Annotated in this window: 11 protein-coding genes and 1 pseudogene; 5 read left to right on the top strand and 7 right to left on the bottom strand. The window is 62.5% G+C overall.

Annotation, left to right across the window (positions count from 1 at the left end; all coding sequences use genetic code 11):
* Nucleotides 1-37: 37 nt before the first annotated feature.
* From IPK70_03525 to IPK70_03505, 5 genes and pseudogenes are all read right to left on the bottom strand, one after another.
* The gene (locus IPK70_03525) at nucleotides 38-1,276 is read right to left on the bottom strand and encodes a T9SS type A sorting domain-containing protein (protein MBK8226227.1); all 1,239 of its coding nucleotides are present in this window, start codon (nucleotides 1,274-1,276) and stop codon (nucleotides 38-40) included.
* A gap of 204 nt (nucleotides 1,277-1,480) precedes the next feature.
* Entirely contained in the window at nucleotides 1,481-4,153 is a 2,673-nt protein-coding gene (infB, locus tag IPK70_03520; protein ID MBK8226226.1) for a translation initiation factor IF-2, read from the bottom strand.
* Between the two features lie 72 nt (nucleotides 4,154-4,225).
* Nucleotides 4,226-5,465 (bottom strand): annotated as a pseudogene (gene nusA / locus IPK70_03515) (transcription termination/antitermination protein NusA).
* 9 nt (nucleotides 5,466-5,474) lie between these two features.
* Nucleotides 5,475-5,921, bottom strand: a complete 447-nt coding sequence (locus IPK70_03510; GenBank protein ID MBK8226225.1) for a hypothetical protein — start codon at nucleotides 5,919-5,921, stop codon at nucleotides 5,475-5,477.
* A 173-nt stretch (nucleotides 5,922-6,094) separates the two neighbouring features.
* Complete coding sequence (locus IPK70_03505) at nucleotides 6,095-7,762, bottom strand: hypothetical protein (protein MBK8226224.1); 1,668 nt, start codon at nucleotides 7,760-7,762, stop codon at nucleotides 6,095-6,097.
* A gap of 159 nt (nucleotides 7,763-7,921) precedes the next feature.
* Between IPK70_03505 and IPK70_03500 the strand changes: the two genes are divergently transcribed.
* The 4 genes from IPK70_03500 to IPK70_03485 all read left to right on the top strand — a co-directional run bounded on the left by IPK70_03500 (nucleotide 7,922) and on the right by IPK70_03485 (nucleotide 11,950).
* Complete coding sequence (locus tag IPK70_03500) at nucleotides 7,922-9,859, top strand: hypothetical protein (GenBank protein MBK8226223.1); 1,938 nt, start codon at nucleotides 7,922-7,924, stop codon at nucleotides 9,857-9,859.
* Nucleotides 9,860-9,861: 2 nt separating this feature from the next.
* A complete protein-coding gene (locus IPK70_03495; protein ID MBK8226222.1) occupies nucleotides 9,862-10,644 on the top strand; it encodes an MOSC domain-containing protein in 783 nt (260 codons plus the stop codon).
* An 83-nt stretch (nucleotides 10,645-10,727) separates the two neighbouring features.
* Nucleotides 10,728-11,429, top strand: coding sequence for a queuosine precursor transporter (locus tag IPK70_03490; GenBank protein ID MBK8226221.1), 702 nt, complete (start codon nucleotides 10,728-10,730; stop codon nucleotides 11,427-11,429).
* Nucleotides 11,426-11,950, top strand: a complete 525-nt coding sequence (locus IPK70_03485; protein MBK8226220.1) for a GNAT family N-acetyltransferase — start codon at nucleotides 11,426-11,428, stop codon at nucleotides 11,948-11,950. Before IPK70_03490 ends, IPK70_03485 begins: the two co-directional genes overlap by 4 nt.
* Here the strand turns inward: IPK70_03485 and IPK70_03480 are convergent.
* Nucleotides 11,947-12,939, bottom strand: coding sequence for a c-type cytochrome (locus IPK70_03480; GenBank protein MBK8226219.1), 993 nt, complete (start codon nucleotides 12,937-12,939; stop codon nucleotides 11,947-11,949). The two genes, IPK70_03485 and IPK70_03480, sit on opposite strands and share 4 nt — an antisense overlap.
* Before the next feature lie 40 nt (nucleotides 12,940-12,979).
* Nucleotides 12,980-13,765 (bottom strand): hypothetical protein, encoded by a 786-nt coding sequence (locus tag IPK70_03475; GenBank protein MBK8226218.1) that lies wholly within the window; start codon nucleotides 13,763-13,765, stop codon nucleotides 12,980-12,982.
* Nucleotides 13,766-13,799: 34 nt separating this feature from the next.
* On the opposite strand from IPK70_03475, the gene IPK70_03470 reads away from it, so the two are divergent.
* On the top strand, nucleotides 13,800-14,660 hold the full coding sequence (locus tag IPK70_03470; protein ID MBK8226217.1) for an AraC family transcriptional regulator: 861 nt from the start codon (nucleotides 13,800-13,802) through the stop codon (nucleotides 14,658-14,660).
* Nucleotides 14,661-14,663 lie beyond the last annotated feature (3 nt).

The raw sequence follows: 14,663 nt of genomic DNA, 5'->3' as shown, positions 1-14,663 counted from the left end.
GCGATGGCCGTGCGTCCGGCCCAACCCACTAAGTGAATCACTCCTTCACCAAGCGCATGGTGGCATCGATGCCATCGCCCTGCACGCGGATGAGATAAAGGCCTGCGGGCAATGCGCTCACGTCGATGGGCCGCTGAACAAGGCCGCTCAACCCGGTGAGCGACTGTTGGCCGACAACGCGACCGTTCATGTCGATGATGCTGAGTTGCGCGGAGCGCGCCTCCGAAGCGATGATCAGGTTCGTCGTGCTCACCGCCGGGTTCGGAGCGATCGCCAGGGCGCTGCTGCGGCCGGCTTCATCCACCGACGCCTGTCCGACGAGCTCCTGATTGAAAACGAAATTGCCATTGGCGCTTCCGCCGTAGCTCACGAAGACGATCTTCCAGATGGAGCCGCTGCGGTCCTTCACGAAGTAGGTGCGGTCCTGCGCGTACTCCCATTGGAAGGTGGCTTGGTTGAAGTTCTTCCAATCAAAGCCGAGCACATCGATATCGGCATCGAAGGTCTCGCCCCAATAAGTTGCATCGGCCGTGGGCACGCCGTCGATCTGGACAGCTTCGACCATCCTGTTCTGCAGCACGCCCGCCACCGGATAGTATGCCGGGAAGGGCTGGGTTACAAAGCCCATGTATTTGGTGAAGAGCAGGTCCCAGTCGGCAGCGAGGGGCTCGAGGTCGAGGGCAGCGTTGGTGACGAGGCTGTAGTAGCCGAAGTTCTTGCCGGGATAGGCGGAGCGCACCAGGCTGCCGCTCTGCTCGTTCGCGCCATCGAGGTCGGCCCACGTGAAGGAGAAGCTATTGGTGGCGGCCGTGAATCCATCGATGCGCAGCTTCTTCCAATAGCCGGTGCTCAGCTTCAGCACGAAGCAGCTATCGCCGGTGATGTTGTGCGTGACGAAGTTGTAGATGCCCCAGCCGAGGTCGAAGGGATTCGTGGTGAGGCCCTGATTGAACGCGCCGCTGCTCCAATCGGACTCGCTGTTGTGCTGTTGGGGCCAGGAAGCATTGAGGCCGGTGGTGTCTATGCTGCCCCATTGCGCGAGCGTGTAGGGCGCCTTGTACAGCTTGTGCCCTTTGGCGGTGTTCAGCAGGATGCTGCCGGTGATGCCGGTGAGCTCGAAGGCGAGGTCCCAATCGGCGAGGGCCGTGCTGGCGACCACGCCGTCGCTGAGGCTGTAATAGACCTGCTGCGCGTTCTGCGGAGCAGTGGTGACGGTGGTTTGGGCGAGGATCGCCGAGCTCATGATGGCGGCGGGGAGAAGTGCAGCGATGCGCATGTGCAGGTTGGATTTCCGGCCGCGAAGCAAGTCCCGAGGATCCAACGCTCTGTCGCATGATTGTCAGGATGCGGTGCCATCGTCATGGAAGTGCAAGGCCGTTTCGGAAGCCAGGGCCGGGCGAATTCCATCCACTGAAGATGAACACAGTGGCTTGAACGAAGAAAGCCGGCGGTGCCGGCTCTCTTGCAATAGGACAGGGAATCACTCCCCCAGGGTCCGCTTCACCTCCTCGATCACGAAGGCCTCGACGTGGTCGCCGACCTTGATGTCGTTGAAGTTCTTGATGGAGAGGCCGCACTCGTAGCCGTGGGTCACCTCCTTCACGTCGTCCTTGAAGCGCTTCAGTTCGTTGAGGTCGCCGGTATAGACCACGATGCCATCCCGGATGAGGCGCACCTTGTTCTTGCGCTCGATCTTGCCGTCGAGCACGTAGCAACCGGCCACGGTACCCACCTTGCTGATCTTGAAGGTCTCGCGCACCTCGGCGGTGCCGGTGATCTTCTCCACCTCCTTGGGCGCGAGCATGCCTTCCATGGCCTGCTTGATCTCCTCGATGGCGTTGTAGATGATGGAGTAGAGCCGGATGTCGATCTCTTCGGTCTCGGCCAGCTTCCGCGCACCTGGCGTTGGGCGCACCTGGAAACCGACGATGATGGCGTTGGAGGCCGTGGCGAGCAGCACATCGCTCTCGGCGATGGGGCCCACGGCCTTGTGGATCACGTTCACCTTGATCTGCTCGGTGCTGAGCTTGAGCAGCGAATCGGTGAGCGCTTCCACCGAACCGTCCACATCGCCTTTGACGATGAGGTTGAGCTCCTTGAAATCGCCGATGGCGAGGCGGCGGCCGATCTCGTCGAGCGTGATGTGCTTGTGCGTGCGGATGCCCTGCTCACGCTGCAGCTGCTGGCGGCGGGTGGCGATGGCGCGCGCGTCCCGCTCATCCTCGAACACCTGAAAGGTGTCGCCGGCGTTCGGGGCGCCATCGAGGCCGAGGATGGAGACGGGCGTTGATGGCGGCGCTTCCTGCACCTGCTGGCCGCGCTCGTTGAACATGTTGCGCACGCGGCCGCTGAACTGGCCGGCAAGGATCACATCGCCCTTGCGCAGCGTTCCGGCATCGACGAGCAGGGTGGTCACATAGCCGCGGCCTTGCTCGAGCGTGCTCTCGATCACCACGCCGTGGGCGCGTTTGCCGGGATCGGCCTTCAGGTCGAGCAGGTCCGCTTCGAGCAGCACCTTCTCCAAGAGCTGATCCACGCCGGTGCCCTTCTTGGCGCTGATCTCCTGCGTCTGGAACTTGCCGCCCCATTCCTCCACCAGGATATTCATCTGCGAGAGCTCCTCGCGGATCTTGTCCGCGTTGGCGCCCTGCTTGTCCATCTTGTTGAAGGCGAAGACCATGGGCACGCCGGCGGCCAGCGCATGGTTGATGGCTTCGCGGGTCTGCGGCATCACGCTGTCGTCCGCCGCGATCACGATGATGGCGATATCAGTGACCTGGGCGCCGCGCGCGCGCATGGCGGTGAAGGCCTCGTGGCCGGGGGTATCGAGGAAAGCGATTCGCTTGCCGTTGTCGAGCTCAACGCTGTAAGCGCCGATATGCTGGGTGATGCCACCGGCCTCACCAGCAATGACGTTGGCCTTGCGCACGTAATCGAGCAAGGAGGTCTTGCCATGGTCAACGTGGCCCATCACGGTGACGATCGGCGCACGTTGGACGACGCGCGCGGGGTCATCCTCTTCGGACTGAACATCCTGCTGCACATCAGCGCCCACGAACTCCACCTTGAACCCGTACTCTTCGGCGATCACGGCGAGGGTCTCGGCATCGAGGCGCTGGTTGATGCTCACCATCATGCCCAAGGCGAAGCAGGCCTTGATGATGTCGGTGACGGGCACGCTCATCATGCTCGCCAATTCGCTTGCGGTCACGAACTCGGTGACCTTGAGCGTTTGCCCGGCCAACTCGCGCGCGGCCTGCTCCTCCTCGAATCGGCGGCCGCGCTGATCGCGTTTCTCACGGCGCATCTTGGCGCCGCGGCTCTTGCCACCGGTGAGGCGGGCAAGGGTCTCGCTCACCTTGCGCTTCACGGCGTTCTCATCGAGTTCGCCGGGACGCGGGGCCGTGCGCTGCTCGGCCTGCACGGCGCGGTCCACATTCACGGGCCCAGGCTTCACAAGGCGCTTGCGCTTGCCGCGCTCATAGTCCGGCTTCTCCGCAGGCTTGCGCTCCTTTTCGACGGGCAGCTCGATCTTGCCCATCTGCTTCACGCCGGCCAGCTTCTGCACGTTCACGCGGATGGTCTCCGGCTCGGCGGGCACTTCGGGAGCAGCAGGTGCAGCTGGCGCCGCTGGCTGAACCGGCGCCGCAGGGGCTTCGGCGGGCGCTTCGGCAGCAGGCTCGGCTTTCTTCTTGGCGCCCTTCTTCGTTGCATCGAGGTCGATCTTGCCAAGGGTCTTCGGTCCTACGGTCTTCTCCACCTTGGCCTTGATCACCTCGGGCTCCGTGATCGGCGCTGGAGGTGGAGCAGGAGCCTTGGGCGGTTCTGCCGCCGGGGGCGCGCCATGGACGATCGCGTTGGCCTCCTCCTTCACCTTGGCCTTCGGCTCTGCTTTAGCGGCTCCGGTGCCCAGCACGATCGACTCACGGTCGTGGCGCAACTGCACCGTCTGCTGCGCTTGTGCCTTGATCTCCTTGTCCTTGCCGAACTCGGCCAGCAGCAGGTCGTAAAGCGCGTTGGAGATCTTCCCATTGGGGTTGCTCTCCACCGTGTGGCCCTGCTTGGCCAGGAACTCCACCACCGTGTGCAGCCCGAGGTTGAACTCGCGCGTCACCTTGCTCAATCGTATGCCCTTCTCCGTCGCTTCGCTCATGCGGTTGGTTGGTTCGGCTTTCTTCTAGGTCCTTCGGCTTGCCTGCCCTTGCGGCTGTGCGTTTCCGGGCCGTCAGGCTTCCAGTTCGGCTTTCAGGATGCGGAGCACTTCGGCGATGGTCTCTTCCTCCAGGTCCGTGCGCTTCACGAGATCCTCAGCGGGGATATCGAGCACGCTGCGGGCGGTATCGCAGCCGATGTTCTTCAGCTCGTTGATGATCCACTCGTCGATCTCGTCAGCGAAATCGTCAAGCGCCACATCGTCGGTGACCTCATCGGTGTCGCGGTACACATCGATGTCGTAGCCCGTGAGGCGGCCAGCGAGCTTGATGTTATGGCCGCCCTTGCCGATGGCGAGGGCCACCTGGTCGGGCTTCATGTACACCTCGGCGCGCTTGGTCTCGGCGTTCAGCTTGATGTCGCCGACCTTGGCGGGGCTGAGGGCGCGCTGGATCAGCAGCTGCTCGTTGGCCGTGTAGTTGATCACGTCGATGTTCTCGTTGCGCAGCTCGCGCACGATGCCATGGATGCGGCTGCCCTTCATGCCCACGCAGGCGCCCACCGGGTCGATGCGGTCATCGTAGCTCTCCACCGCCACCTTGGCTCGCTCACCGGGCTCGCGCACGATGCGCTTGATGGTGATCAGGCCATCGGCCACTTCGGGCACCTCCTGCTCGAACAGCTTGGCCAGGAACTCCGGCGCGGTGCGGCTCAGGATCACCTTCGGGCTGTTGTTCACCATCTCCACCTTCCACACCACGGCGCGCACGGTGTCTCCCTTCTTGAAGAAGTCGGTCTTGATGTGCTGGTCCTTCGGCATGAGCAGCTCGTTGCCCTCGTCATCGATGATGAGGGTCTCGCGCTTCCATACCTGGTACACCTCGCCGGTGATGATCTCGCCCACGCGCTCCTTGTACTTGTTGTACAGGTGGTCCTTCTCGAGCTCGGTGATGCGCGCTTGCAGGTTCTGCTTCAGCGCAAGGATGTTGCGGCGGCCGAAGTCCTCGATCTTCACTTCCTGGCTCACTTCCTCGCCCACCTCGAAGTCGGGGTCGATCTTGCGCGCTTCGCTCAGCTCGATATCCAGGTTGTCATCCTCGCTGAAGCCGTCCTCCACGATCACGCGGTTGAGCCACACCTCAAGGTCACCCTTATCGGGGTTGATGATGATATCGACCTTGGCCTCTTCTCCGAAGCGGCGGAGCACCACGCCCTTGAAGACATCCTCCGAGGATGCCCATCATGGTGACACGATCGATGTTCTTGATGTCCTTGAATTCTCCGAAGGACTCGATGAGGTTGACGGTGGCCATGGCCAGTGATCAGTTGAACGTGATGGTTGATTGAGTGCTCTTGATGTCGGCAAGGGGCACGATGGTGGGCTCCTCGTCGAGTTTCGGAAGGCGGCCCTTCACCTTGCTGGGGTGCTGGATGCGCAGGCTGATGGAATTGCCGTTGAGGGCGGCGAGCTGACCATGCAGCGCGCGCCCGTCGTGGAGGGTGATGTCGACGATGCGGCCCACATGCTTCTGGTACTGGCGCATCACCTTGAAGGGGCGGCCCATCCCGGGGCTGCTGAACTGCATTTCATAATTGTCAGCCTCTCCGCCAAGGTCGTCGCGCACGGCCTTGTTCAGCGCCGCCAGCTCGTTAAGAGTGATGGCGCGGTCGTCGTCCACCTCCACCACCAGCTTGTTGCCGGGGCGCATTTCCACGGCCACCAAGAAGTGCGTAGTGCCCTCCAGATGCCGTTCGACCAGTTGCTTCACGAGTGCTTCAGTGATCATATCCGCCTGTCCCTCAATGGCCTGGAACAAAAAAGAGGGGCGGTCCCCTCTTCCTCTTCCGCCGACTTTCGGGTGCGAATGTAGGGCGGGAGGGTCGAAGTTGAACGGGGCCGGTGCAGAGGCGCGTTGGAGTTGGCAATTGTCAGCGATCCGCGTCACCTCCTTCCCCCCGGCACTCCTCCTCCCTGTTGCTGCGGCTGCGCTTTCGGCGGCTCGGGCTTCTTGATCTGCCCGTCCTCGTACTCCACCGTCTTGGTGGGCTTGCCGCTGCGATCGAAGGTGGTCATGGTGCCGTGCAGACGGCCGTTGCGGTAGTTCATCTCTTGCACCACGCGGCCGCGCTGGTCATAGACCTTGCAGTTGCCATGGGGATCGCCATTGAGCAATTCCTGCTCGCGCATCTTCACGCCGGCATCGTCGAAGTAGATCCAGGGACCGGTGGGCGTGCCGTTGGCATAGAGCCCTTCGCTGATGGGCGTTCCGTTCACGCTATAGGCGATCCAGCGCCCGCTCTTCTTTCCTTGGTGATAGCTTCCCTCCTCGCGCACACGTCCGCCGGTGATCTTGCCTTCGACGGGGTCGAAGTAGAGTTTCCACGCACCATGCTTCAGGTCATCTTGGAACCAGCCTTCGTAATCCGGACTGCCATCAGGGAAAAAGCCCTTCCATAGGCCATTCATGCGCCCTTGCTTGAATGAGCCCTCAGTTTTCGGCTTGCCGTTCTCGAACCAGCTCTGCCACAAGCCTTCCTCCTTGCCATTCACATAGGGACCCTCCTGGAGCTTCTGCCCTTTCTCATAGCGCGTGGTCCATGTGCCGGTTTTCTGGCCTGCAGCGAATGCGCCCTTCTTCCAAAGTTGTCCGCCTTCGTAGTAGTAGACCCATTCGCCTTCTTCCTTGTCGGCCTTGAACGCTCCGGTGCTTTGCAGCTGGCCGTTCGGGTGGAAGTGCTTCCAAACACCATCGCGCAGGTCATCATTGAATGGGCCGCTCATTTCGGCTTTGCCCTTCGATGAGAACCAGGTCCAGAGGCTGTCTTTTTTATCGTGCTTGTGCCAGCCGGTGACATCGATGCTGCTATCGGGCCGGTACACGGTGTAGGCGCCGTGCAGCTTGCCCGTGTTGTAACCGGCTGTCTTCTCCGGCCTGCGTGCGCTGGAGAACCACTTCCACTCGCCATGGCGCAAGCCACCGGTGCAAGGGCCTTGCACTTTGATGTTGCCCGCCGGCCAATACTCGGTCTGCACGCCATCGGGCACGCCGGCGGTATAGCGCTTCTCTTCGCTGATGGCGCCGCTGGGGAAGTACGCGCGCACGAATCCGTCGCCCTTGTTCACGGTTTGCGCACCGTCACGGTCCCACGCATCGATGACCACTGCGATCCCGAGGCTCCATCGTTCGTTCAGCATAGGCTTGCCATCGGCGTAGAAATACTCCCACGGACCTTCTTTGACCCCCTTCTTGTACATGCCGCGCTCCATCACCTGACCGTTGGCGTAGTAGCTGATGATGGTGCTGTCCTGCACGCCGCGGCGCATGAAGCCGTCGTGCTGCAATTGGGGAGAGCCCGCACCGGGCATTGGCGCGGGATAGTAGATCCGTACCCGGCCATTGCGCTCGCCCGCACGGAACTCGCTCTGCTCCACGAGCCGGCCATCGCGGTCGTAGAACTTCCACTCGCCCCATTCACGGCCGTTCACCATGAGGCCCTCGCTTTTCTTCAGGGTCTTCTTGGCGTCCCAGTGGTCAACATAGGGCTCGGCACCTTGCGCGACGGCAAGGCTCGAAAGGCAGAGGCAGGTGAACAGCAAGAGCGAACGCATGGTGCGAATGTATCCGGGTGCCACGGCGCCGAAGCGCTCAGTGCAGCCAAATCCCCACAACGCATGCCTGATGGCGAACCGCGCGCGCCGGCGGTTGTTCCATCATGACAGGTATCAGGCCAAGGGCCATGGCCTTGCCTTCTACCTTGCGCCACGAACATGCGGAAGAAGACCATCGTGCTCGGTACTGCGGCGCTGCTGGTGCTGCTGCTCTCGGCGTGGGACTTCGCCATGCGGCCCATGCTCGGCCCGCACGGCCGCTTGGAGCTCTCGCTCCTGCGCAGCGCCGACAGCCTGCCGGTGATCATCGGCACCTACTTCACCACGGCAGGCCGGTGCGCCGGCTGCCATGGACGCGACCTGCAGGGGATTGCCAGCATCGATGCGCAGGGCCGCGATGTGAACGTGGTGGACGATTGGCGGAGCACGATGATGGCCAACAGTGCGCGCGACCCCTTCTTCCGCGCCAAGGTGCGGCACGAATCGCTGGTGAACCCGGCGCACGCCGATTCGCTCCAGAATAAATGCCTGGGCTGCCATGCGCCCTTGGGCATGCACGAGGAACGCCTCCTCGGCCATGACCTCTTCACGCTTGCGCACCTCGACACCAGCCGGCTCGGCATGGACGGCGTGAGCTGCCTGAGCTGCCACATGCAGAGCGAGGCCACCGCCGGCAGCTTCTTCAGCGGTGAATTGCAGTTCGATTCGGCGCGCGTGTACGGACCTTACAGCGACGACCAGATCAACCCGGCCATCATGCAGTTCTTCGTGCGCTTCACGCCCGGCTTCGGCAGCCACATCGTGAACAGCAAGGTGTGCGCGGGCTGCCATACGCTGATCACCGAGACCGCCGACCTGGATGGCAACCTCACCGGCGACCGTTTCGTGGAGCAGGCCACCTACCATGAGTGGCTGAACAGCGTGTACAGCGCCAACGGCACGCAGTGCAACACCTGCCACATGCCGCGCATCAATGATGGCATCCTGCTCGCAGCGGAGTACCCTTTCCTGAATCCGCAATCGCCCTTCGGCCTGCACCACCTGGCGGGCGGGAACGAGCACATGCTGCGCCTGCTGAAGCAGAACAAGGATGCGCTGGATATACCCGCCTCCGAGCTGCAGTTCGATAGCACCATCGCGCGCACGCAGCGCATGCTCCGGCACCATACGCTCGATGCCTCGCTCACCCTGCTCGACCGAACCAGCGATACCGCCTACTTCGCCCTGCGGCTGGAGAACAAGGCCGGCCACCGCTTCCCCAGCGGCTATCCGTCCCGTCGCGCCTTCGTGGAGTTCATCGTGCTCAGCATGGAGGGCGATACCGTGTTCAAGAGCGGGGTGCTGAACAGCGCCTTTGAAACGGAAGGCCACGATTCGCCCTATGAACCGCACCACGACGTGATCACCAGCGGGGAGCAAGTGCAGATCTACGAGATGGTGATGGGCGATGTGAACGGGGACGTGACCACGGTGCTCGAGCGCGCCAAGGACCCGATCAAGGACAACCGTTTGGCGCCCGTCGGATTCACCAGCACGCACTTCGCATACGACACCACGCGAGTGGCCGGCGTGCCCGCGAGCGACATCGATTTCAATCTGAGCGCTTTCGGCGATGAGGGAACAGGAGCGGACATCGTGCGGTACCATGTGCCCATCAACGGGGCGTATGAAGGTTTGCACGCCTTCGCCCGTGTGTGGTACCAGCCCGTTCCGCCCGCTTGGAATGCGGAGATGTTCAGCCATGACCATCCGGAGATCAACACCTTCCGCGACATGCTCGAGGCGAGTGACCGATCGCCCTCGTTGGTTGCGGTTGATTCGCTTTTCCTCGGCCCCGCGGGCGTCGCCGAGCGACCAGCCGATCTGATCCATGTGCATCCGGTGCCCACCCGCGACGGCTGGATCAGCATCACCGCGAAGCCCGGCGCTCAACCGGTCCTTCTTGGGATATCGGATGCGCGCGGCGCACGCGTTCATTCCGAAATGCAGCGTAGCGGGTCCGTATTGCGGGTGCGTCTGCCGGAATCCCGGGGCACCTATTTGCTGCTGCTGCGCGTGAACGGCACGGAGGTGATCAAGCGCGTGCTCCGCGAATGAGCTTGTCGCTCGCAACCATCCGCATTCATCCAGTGAAGTCGTTGGGCGGCTTCGCGGTGCAGCAGGCGAAGCTCACCGACCGCGGCTTGCAACACGACCGCCGCTGGATGCTCGTGGATCCGGATGGCCGCTTCCTCTCACAACGCGAGATCCCTGCCATGGCCTGCCTGCGTTGCGCGCCACAGGGCGATGGCTTCCGCGTGACCGACATCCGCAATGGCGAGGCGATCGACCTGCCGTGGTCCATTGCGAGCGAGGGTTCGCGCATGGCCAGCGTGTGGAGCGACCTCGTGCGCGTTGAGCAAGGAAATGCTCAGTGGAGCACGTGGTTCAGCGCACGGCTCGGCGCTGATGTTCAACTCGTATTCATGCCGGAAGCCACGCACCGCCGCATCGATGGGCGCTATGCGAAAGGTCATACCAGCCTCAGCGACGGCTTCCCGTACTTGATCGTATCACAGGCTTCACTGGATGATCTGAATGCACGGCTCGATGCGCCGGTGCCCATGGACCGCTTCCGGCCCAATCTGGTTATCGCTGGTGGCGCTGCGTTCCAAGAGGATGCGTGGAAAGAGGTCGCCATCGGCGGAGCGCGATTCCAGCTCGTGAAGCCCTGCGCGCGATGCGTGATCACCGCCACGGACCAGAGCACGGGTGAACGCGGAAAGGAGCCCCTGCGCACGCTGGCCACCTATCGCGCACGCGACGGCAAGGTGCTGTTCGGGATGAACGCGGCGGGGCTCGAAGGCGGTGTGGTGCGCGTGGGCGATCTTGTGGCCCCGTGATCCATTCCATCCTGTCCGACAAGGCCACGCGCCTCTTCCTCATCCTCGGTGGCTTCTTCGTGGCGAATGCGCTCTTGGCCGAGATGATCGGCGTGAAGCTCTTCCAGCTGGAGAGCCTCTTCGGCGCGGCGAAGGCCGACTTCACGCTGCTCGGCCAAGAGGGCATGAGCTTCGTGCTCAGCGTGGGCGTGCTGCCCTGGCCCATCGTCTTCATCATGACCGACGTGGTGAACGACTACTACGGCGTGCGCGGTGTTCGCTTCCTCACCCTTCTCACGGCGGGGCTCATCGCCTTCGGATTCGTCGTCATGTACTTCGCCATCGGCATGCCGCCAGCCGATTTCTGGTTGGGCATGAATGCCGATCAGGGCGTGCCCGACATGCAAGCGGCCTTCTCCGGGATCTTCGGGCAAGGCATGAACATCATCCTCGGCTCGCTCGCGGCCTTCATCGTGGGGCAGCTCGTGGATGCGTTCACGTTCAGGCGCATCAAGCGCATCACCGGTGATCGCCGCATCTGGCTGCGCGCCACCGGGAGCACGCTCATCAGCCAGCTCATCGATAGCGTCGTGGTCACCTACGTGGCCTTCTGGGTGATGCGCGACGACTTCAGCTTCGCACGCTGCACGGCCATGGTGCTCACCGCGTATTCGTACAAATTCATAGTGGCGCTATTGAGCACCCCGGTCGTGTACCTCGCCCATGCAGGAGTGGAACGGTACCTTGGCGCCGAGCGAGCAGCAGCCATGCGAGCGGCTGCGCTGCTTGCGCGCGAAGACCAATGAGCGATTCGGTCATCATCGAGCCCATCACCAAGGACGACCACCTCGGCCTGTTCAAATTGATCGACCGGGAGCGCGTGCGACTGCAGCCCTATTTCCCGGTCACCTGCGCACACTGCACTGACCCACGCGCCACGCGCAGCTATATCAAAGACATGCTGGCGAAGTCGAAACGACGCGAGTATTTCTGCTTCGTTATGCGAGACTATGAAGGCAGCGATCCGATCGGCCTGGTGTTCCTGAAAGAGTTCGATTGGACGGTGCCGCGCTGCGAAATCGCCTACTTCATCAGCGCCATATATGAGGGCAAGGGCATCACCACCATGGGCGTGATGTGGGCGGTTGACTTCGCCTTCACGCAACTGGGCATGGAAAAGGTGCTGGCCCGCGTGGATCCAGAGAATATCGGCAGTTGCACGGTGCTGGAGCGCTGCGGCTTCGAGCGCGAGGGCATCATGCGCCGCGATTACCGCACCGCCGATGGGCGCCTGCTCGACCTTGCGATGTACAGCGTGCTGCGCTAAGAACCGGTCGGCGCAGGAGTCCACTTCTCCGGACGGCCCGCCACAGGGGGCAATGCGCGCAGGTAATCGTAGATGGATCCCAGGTCCTCCTCGGTCATCGTGGCGTACATGAGCCACGGCATCACGGTCTGGAAGTCCCCGGCCTGCCAGTCGACCTTCGGTGGCGCATAGCTGCTATCGGCGTACTGCTTGAAGCGCGCGATGAAGGTGGCCTTGTCCCATGCGCCTATCCCATCGGTGGGGTGCGGCGTGATGTTGGCGGACCGCACGATGGAGCCGTTGGGCAGGTTGAAGACGAAGCCGCCGGCGAAGGGCTCTCCGATCTTCTTCCCCTTCTCTGACTTGGTATGGCATTCCATGCACGCACCCGCGTTCACGACGTACTCGCCGTACGCAGGGTCTCCTGGCGATGGCCGCACCATGGGAGCGGCAGGTGCAGGCATGGTGCGCATGATCAGGTTCACCGGGAAATCGATCACGCTGGCCGGATAGGGCTGCGTCTTGACCGGGTCGAGCGTTCGGAGGTAGGCGATGATGCTATGGACATCTTCCGTCGCCAGCTTGTTGTAGTTCCCATACGGCATCACCGGGAAGAACGGATGGCCATCCTTGCTGATGCCGCTGGTGATAGCGCGGTAAATCTCCCCGTCCGTCCAGCCGCTCAGGGCGAAGGGCGTGATGTTCTTCGAGTAGAACTCGCCGGGGAACTGCATGGACCGATCGAACTTCTCGCCGCCGCCGCCGAAGGTGCCCGGCTTGAGCGGGCCGGCATAGAGGTCCCAGTCGCGCGTGCTGTGGCAATCCATGCATACGCAGAGGCTGTTGGCCAGATAGCGGCCTCGCTCTATGCGCTCGGGCGTGAGTTCCACCTTGAGGTCGGCTGGTGCGTCGATACCGGGCAAGGCCGCGGTGACGTATCCGATGGCGGCGGACACCGCCAGGACAAAGAGCAGAAGGAGTATGCCCACGAACTTCAGGATGCGTTTCATGGCAGGGACGGTTTGGTTGATCGAATATGTGGAGATTGCGTCATGCCCCCAAATCGCGGCTTGGGCGCAAGAGGCGCGTTCCGGCCAGGATGCACCAGGCCGGGAACACGAACAGGTAGCCGAAAAGGCCGACCGTGGCGAGGCCCTCGAGGTGGAATAAACCGCCCAGCACGTCCAGCGCGGCCAGCGCGCCGACCACTGCAAGCATTAGTCCCACCGGATGGCTCCATCGCCTGATGTGGAATCCTGTGATCAGGGCCCAGGCTGCGAAAAGGACCATGGCTATGGTATTCCACAAGCCATCCATGACGATGCAGGCGATGGAGGCGTGCAGCTCCGAGACTGCGATGCGCACCTCATCAGTGCCTTCGGCATAGCGCGTGAAGAGATCAGTGCAGCTGGCCAGGATCGCCGCGCCGCTGGTGCCGATCAGCAAATAGCCGGCGCCGCAGAGCAGGGCGGCATCGCGCAGCATGGGCGATGCGCCATTCATGAATGCGCGCAGGACGAGCATGGCCGGAAGTGCAAGCAGGTAATATCCGGGTATGTCGAGCAGCCAGCCCCAACGGTACATGGCAAGGTCTGCCTCCGCGTGCGCGATTGCGCGGAAGGGGTCGAAAAGCAGGTCGAAATCCCAGCCGAAGGCCGCCGGGAGCAGGAAGAAGCTGATCAAGGCGGTGGGAGCAGCGACAAGCAGCATGATTCCGGCGGAGCGCTCAGCGGAGCGGAAATTCTTCATCTTGTTCATGGCGTTGATCGCTGACGGCAAAACAGGCACGAGCACCACACTGCGGCCTTGGAACTTGGCGACATTGACCTGTCGCATTCTTCCGATCAACAGATCCCGGTACTTTCGATGCATGGCCGAACCGAGCTTCATGCGCCCTTCGGAGCGATTGGCTCCTTACCTGTCGTACTACTTCATCATGGAGAACGAAGCCGTACCCGGTGAGCCGCCCTTCGAGGTCAACGTGCTGCCCGTGCCTCATGCTCAGATGGTGTTCAGTTATGGCGACGAGTCGTATGAGCGCGACATGGGCGGCCCGCTGAAGCACTCACCAGGCTACGCGATCACCGGCTACACCACCCGCACCGTGGCCTATTCGAACCCGGGGCGCCTGGGAGTGATCATGGCTGGCTTTCACCCGTGGGGGCTGACACCCTTCCTGGACTTTGAATTGAAGCGCGCAACGGACAGGAACGTTGAATTGCGGGGAGTGATGAGGGGCACGGAAGCGCTGGAGCGGTCCATGCGCGCGGCATCCGGGCCCGAGCAGCGAATCGCGTGCATCGAGGCATTCCTGGTCGCGCACCTGCGCAAGCCCGCGCTCGATGAAACCATGATGGCCGCGTGCAAGAAGGCCATGGAGATGCTTGGTAAGACCACGGTGGCTGCGTTAGCTGGCGAAGCAGGACTGAGCGTGCGGCAATTCCAGCGGCGGTTCATCGACCGAATAGGCGCTGAGCCGAAGCTCTTCCTGCAGCTCGTGCGGTTCCAGCACGCTTTCGAGCTGATGGACCAGAGCCGCGCCATGCCGGACTGGATCGCGATCGCCGTTGCGGCAGGCTATTACGACCAGAGCCACTTCATCAACGACTTCAAAGGCTTCACCGGTTTCACGCCCACGGATTACCTCGCGCGCATGCACCGCAGCGAGGTAGGCCGCACGTTCGACGAAAACATCGACAAGGATGACCCGCTTCGGCGCATGTACATCTGATCC

Source organism: Flavobacteriales bacterium (assembly GCA_016712535.1).
Taxonomy (GTDB): Bacteria; Bacteroidota; Bacteroidia; order Flavobacteriales_F; family PHOS-HE28; genus PHOS-HE28.
This window is presented reverse-complemented; position numbering and strand designations above follow the sequence as displayed.

Excerpts from the sequence above, each read along its gene's own strand:
- IPK70_03485 (MBK8226220.1), top strand. The coding sequence starts at position 11,426 with ATGAGCGATTCGGTCATCATCGAGCCCATCACCAAGGACGACCACCTC.
- infB (MBK8226226.1), bottom strand. The coding sequence starts at position 4,153 with ATGAGCGAAGCGACGGAGAAGGGCATACGATTGAGCAAGGTGACGCGC.
- IPK70_03505 (MBK8226224.1), bottom strand. The coding sequence starts at position 7,762 with ATGCGTTCGCTCTTGCTGTTCACCTGCCTCTGCCTTTCGAGCCTTGCC.
- IPK70_03475 (MBK8226218.1), bottom strand. The coding sequence starts at position 13,765 with ATGCGACAGGTCAATGTCGCCAAGTTCCAAGGCCGCAGTGTGGTGCTC.
- IPK70_03470 (MBK8226217.1), top strand. The coding sequence starts at position 13,800 with ATGGCCGAACCGAGCTTCATGCGCCCTTCGGAGCGATTGGCTCCTTAC.
- IPK70_03500 (MBK8226223.1), top strand. The coding sequence starts at position 7,922 with ATGCGGAAGAAGACCATCGTGCTCGGTACTGCGGCGCTGCTGGTGCTG.
- IPK70_03490 (MBK8226221.1), top strand. The coding sequence starts at position 10,728 with ATGATCGGCGTGAAGCTCTTCCAGCTGGAGAGCCTCTTCGGCGCGGCG.
- IPK70_03525 (MBK8226227.1), bottom strand. The coding sequence starts at position 1,276 with ATGCGCATCGCTGCACTTCTCCCCGCCGCCATCATGAGCTCGGCGATC.
- IPK70_03480 (MBK8226219.1), bottom strand. The coding sequence starts at position 12,939 with ATGAAACGCATCCTGAAGTTCGTGGGCATACTCCTTCTGCTCTTTGTC.